Genomic DNA, 4,582 nt, shown 5'->3' on the forward strand with positions numbered 1-4,582 from the left:
ACCGCGTGATGATCTCGAGGCTGTTTCTGGTCGAGGGGGCGCGGTGAAGGCGCTGGATCCGGAGTTCGTCAGCGGTCGTTGAAACGGGCTTGGACCCGCGGGTGTCCGTGAGCCAACCGGCCTCCGCACTCGCCGACCCGCCCGTGATCACCGAACTCGCGCGCCGAGGTGATCGCCGCGGAATCTCGGCGGATTCTCTCCCCGCTCGGAGCGGGCGGAATGGGAGAGGTATACAAGGCGCGCGACACCCGGCTGCACCGCCTCGTCGCTCTGAAGTTTCTGCCGGGTGAAATGTCACGCGACCGGCTGGCCCTCGAACGCTTTCGCCGGGAGGCCTGCGCCGCCTCGGCGCTCAACCACCCCGCGATCTGCACCGTCTACGACGTCGGAGAGCAAGACGGCGAGCCCTACATCGCCATGGAGTACCTCGATGGCCAGACGCTGGCGAGGCGGATCCAAGGGAGGCCGCTTCCGCCCGCCCAGGTCGTCGCCTGGGGCCTGGAGCTCGCCGACGGGCTGGACGCCGCGCACGGCGAGGGCATCGTTCATCGCGACATCAAGCCGGGAAACATCGTCATCACGAGCCGGGGCCACGCCAAGATCCTCGATTTCGGCATCGCCAAGCTGATCGAGCCGGGTTCCGGGGAGGCGGCCCCCGCGGATTCCACCGAGGGGATCACGATCGACCTCGCCGGGCTGACGGACCCTGGTTCGACCGTCGGCACGGTCGCTTACATGTCTCCGGAGCAAGCTCGGGGAGAATCCCTCGATCACCGCTCGGATCTCTTCAGCCTCGGAGCGGTCTTCTACGAGATGGCCACGGGCCGCCGTCCGTTCGAAGGAGAGACCGCGGCCGTGCTGTTCGACGCGATCCTCAATCGGCAGCCCGTGTCCCCCTCGCGGGTCAACCCCGCCGTTCCCGCGGCCCTCGAGCGGGTCATCGCGAGGGCCCTCGAAAAGGACCGGGACTCGCGGTATTCGTCCGCCGCGGCCCTCCGGCGCGATCTCGAAGACGCCCGCCGCACGCTGGAAAAATCCGGCCGCGCCGTCAAGGAGCCGGCCGGCCCGTCCGTGGCCGTGCTCTATCTCGAGAACCTGAGCCGAGCGAGCGAAGACGAGTATTTCCGCGACGGGATGACCGAAGACATCACGACGGAACTGACGAAGATCAAGAGCCTGCGCGTGTTTCCGAGAGCCGCCGTGTCTTCCTATCGCGACAAGAGCGCGCCGGCCCGGGAGGTCGGCGATCAGCTGGGGGCGACGCACGTCCTCGGAGGCACCATCCGCCGCGCCGGCGACCGGCTTCGGGTCACCGTGCAGATGGTCGAGACGGGGACCGGTCATTCGGTCTGGGCCGAACGCTACGACCGGGAGATGAAGGACGTCTTCGAGGTCCAGGAGGAGATCGCGCGCAGCATCGCCGAGGCCCTTCGCCTGTCGCTGACGCACGAGGAAAACGAGACGATCGCCCGCAAGCCGACGGCCGACCTGCACGCGTACGACTACTTCCTGCGAGGCCGCACCTACACGAGGCAGCAGCGCCGCGACTTCGCGCTGGAGATGTTCGAGCATGCCCTCGCGCTCGATCCGGCATTCGCCCTGGCGCACGCCGGCATCGCCAACGTCTGCGCCATGCAGTACTACCTCGCCGACCGAAACGAACACTGGCTCGAGCGCGCGACCGCGGCCTGCAACCGGGCGTTCGCCCTGGAGCCGCGGCTTCCGGAGGCGTTCGTCGCACGCGCGCGAATCCTCTATGCCCAGGGTCAATACGCGCCGGCCGTCGAATCCGCCCGCGAGGCGATCGCGATAAAAAGGGATTGCGAAAGCTCGTGGGACATTCTCGGCCGCGCCCTCTTCTCTTCCGACCGGTGGCAGGAGGCGGCGGACCTCGTCGAAGCGGCGATCGAGGCCAACGGCGAGGACTACAACCTGTACATTTCCTACGGAAACGCCCTCGGGGCACTGGGCCGGGAAGACGACCTGCGCTCCCTCCGCGAACGGCAACTCACGGCCCTCGAGCGGCAGCTCGAATGGGTGCCCGAGGACACGCGAGCACGCATGATCCTCGCCGTGGACTACGCGACGTCGTGCCGGCGGGAGGATGCGATCCGCGAGCTGGAGAAGGTCCTTTCGCTCGGCACGTCGGACTCGCACACGATCTACAACGCGGCCTGCGTCTACGGCACGCTGAACATGAAGACGGAGGCGCTGTCGATGCTCCGGCGAGCGGTCGAGGAGGGGTACTCGGAGTGGGACAATCTCGCACGCGATCCCGATCTGACCTGTCTGCGCGACGAAGCGGAATTCCAGCGCTTGCTCGCACGCCGCGGCGGGAGCCGGTAATCCCGCCGGAGGGGCGAAGCGGACCGGAGTCTCGGCAGCGATGCCCGCAAGGAACGGATGCTCTCTCGGGTCCCGCTTCGGCGGCGGGCCTGAAGGGATGGTCGCCGGATAGAATCTCTGTCAACCTCTCATGACACTCGCGCCCGGAACCCGGCTCGGCCCCTACGAAGTCCTGTCGCCGCTCGGCTCAGGAGGCATGGGAGAGGTGTATCGGGCGCGCGACGGCAAGCTCGGGCGCGAGGTCGCGATCAAGGTGCTTCCCGAGTCGCTCTCCGCGGATCCGGAGCGCCTCGCGCGGTTCGAGCGCGAGGCGCGCGTGCTCGCGTCGCTGAACCATCCCAACATCGCGGCGATCTACGGCGTCGAGGATTCGACCGCCGTCAAGGCGCTCGTCCTCGAGCTCGTCGAGGGCCCGACTCTTCAGGATCGCATCGAGGCGGGCGCGATCCCGATCGACGAGGCGCTCTCGATCGCCCGCCAGATCGCCGAAGCGCTCGAGGCCGCGCACGAGAAGGGGATCGTCCACCGCGACCTCAAACCGGCCAACGTCAAGGTGAACGCCCAAGACCAGGTGAAGGTCCTCGACTTCGGGCTCGCGAAAGCTCTCGATCCGGCCGCCGCGACCTCCTCGACCGATCTCTCCCACTCCCCCACGCTCTCGATCGGCACGCAGGCGGGGATGATCCTCGGCACGGCGGCGTACATGAGCCCGGAGCAGGCCCGGGGCAGGGCCGCGGACCGGCGAGCCGACGTCTGGGCCTTCGGCGTCGTGCTCTGGGAGATGTTGACGGGCGAGCGTCTCTTTGCCGGAGAGACCGTGTCCGACACGCTCGCCGCCGTGCTGACGCGGGAACCGGACGGGAGCCGGCTCCCGGACCGTCTCCCGTTCGCGGTGCGCGATCTCCTCCGCCGCTGTCTCGTGAAGGACCCGCGGCGCCGTCTCCAGTCGATCGGCGACGCGCGGATCGCGATCGAGGAGGCGGTCGCGGGGACTCCGCCCGCCGTCGCGGTCGCCGAACCGGCGGGTCGCCTGCGGGCGCTTACGCTCGCCGCCGCGGCCGCGGCGGTCATCGCGGCGCTCGGCGCCGGATGGCTCGCGCGCGGGCTCCGCGCTCCGAGGCGCCCCGCGGAGAAGGCGCCGGGCGCGGTCACCCAGCTGACCGATTTTCCGGGTCTCGAGCGGGAACCGGCGATCTCGCCGGACGGCAAGAGCGTCGCCTACGTCAGCGACGTCTCCGGAAACGACGACATCTATCTGCTGCGGATCGGCGGCCACAACGCGGTGAACCTCACGGCGGACTCACCGGCGAGCGATCGGAGCCCCGCCTTCTCTCCGGACGGATCGCAGATCGCGTTTCGATCCGAGCGCGACGGAGGAGGTCTCTTCGTGATGGGAGCGACGGGCGAATCGGTGCGGCGCGTCGCGAATTTCGGGTTCAACCCGGCCTGGTCTCCGGACGGGAAGGAGATCGCCGTCGCAAAAGGCGGCTTCGACGACCCGTTCTCGCGCGGGGCGGCGAGCGAGCTCGACGCGGTCGACGTCGCGACCGGAAGACTCCGGGTCGTTTCCAGCGGCGACGCGGTCCAGCCGAGCTGGTCTCCGCACGGTCTCCGGATCGCGTACTGGGGAGTCCGGAATCCGAGCGCGCAGCGCGACATCGGGACAGCGGCCGCCGACGGCTCCGAGGCGAAGAGCGGAGGCGTCGATGTCACGAACGACGCTTCCCTCGACTGGAGCCCCGTGTGGTCGCCCGGCGGGAGCGCCATCTACTTCCTGAGCGGACGCGGGGGCACGATGAACCTCTGGCGGGTCGCCGTGAACGAAAAATCGGGGCGGCTTCGCGGCCGGCCGGAACCGATCACCGCGCCGGCGGAATGGGTGGATGGCTTCTCGATCCCGCGGGACGAGAAGACCGTCGTCCTGGCCGCGGCCGAGCGCCGGTCGACTCTCCTCGAGGCCGATTTCGATCCCGTGCGCGGCGCCCTCTCCGGGACTCCCCGGACGATCCTGCGCGGCTCGCGCCTCATCGGGTGGCTCGACTGGTCGCCCGACGCCCGGACCATCGTCTTCGGGACGCGCGGCGTGCGGGAACCGCTCTACGTGATCGACGCCGACGGCTCCCGGTTCCGACAGCTCTCCGGAGACACGGATCGAGAGCGCGCGCCGCGCTGGTCGCCGGATGGCGGAACGATCGTCTTCATGTCGGACCGGAGCGGCCGATGGGCCGAGTGGCAG

General features: G+C 69.4%; 2 protein-coding genes. Both read left to right on the plus strand.

What is annotated here, in order from left to right:
• The first annotated feature begins 219 nt into the window (after positions 1-219).
• Positions 220-2,346 (plus strand): protein kinase, encoded by a 2,127-nt coding sequence (locus VKH46_14600; GenBank protein ID HKB72073.1) that lies wholly within the window; start codon positions 220-222, stop codon positions 2,344-2,346.
• 130 nt (positions 2,347-2,476) lie between these two features.
• Positions 2,477-4,582: protein kinase (locus VKH46_14605; GenBank protein ID HKB72074.1), on the plus strand; the 2,106-nt coding region annotated here is incomplete at its 3' end.

This window comes from Thermoanaerobaculia bacterium (assembly GCA_035260525.1).
Lineage (GTDB): Bacteria > Acidobacteriota > Thermoanaerobaculia > UBA5066 > DATFVB01 > DATFVB01.

Coding starts and splice junctions, on each gene's coding strand:
- VKH46_14600 (HKB72073.1), top strand. CDS start 220: ATGGGAGAGGTATACAAGGCGCGCGACACCCGGCTGCACCGCCTCGTC.